1 pseudogene is annotated in these 406 nt (G+C 66.3%); it reads right to left on the reverse strand.

Annotation, left to right across the window (positions count from 1 at the left end):
* A pseudogene (locus QSK36_RS43810) lies at window positions 1–406 on the reverse strand (IS982 family transposase); the annotation flags it as partial.

Below are 406 nucleotides of genomic sequence, written 5' to 3' on the forward strand. Positions count from 1 at the left end.
GCCGGCCAGGTCGCTGCGTTGGGTGGTCTGGCGGGAGCGGCCGCATTCGACCGGGGTGGAGTCGACCACCCACACGTCGTCGCTCCATAGTGAGGTATCGCGGCCGAGGATCCCGATCAGGTGGGTGGTGAGGGTCGCTGCGGCCCGTAGCCGTTTGTTGTAGCCGGACTGGGTGGGCTGGTACGGGAACATGGCGAGCAGGTGCTCACGGGCGTAGCGCAGCCACCGGCATTTCGGAGGTGAAGCCGAGCAGCGCTGATAAGACGGCCATCGTGACCGGTTCGGCGTCGCTGAGGGCAGGCTGGATGCCGATCGGGGGACGTCCGGGAGCCAGGTCCGGGAAAGCGATCAGGTAGTCGTCGATCTTCACGTACAGTGCGGTGGCGAGGGTGTCTAGGTCTTTCGT

Origin of the sequence: Microbispora sp. NBRC 16548, assembly GCF_030268985.1 — a bacterium.
Lineage (GTDB): Bacteria > Actinomycetota > Actinomycetes > Streptosporangiales > Streptosporangiaceae > Microbispora > Microbispora catharanthi.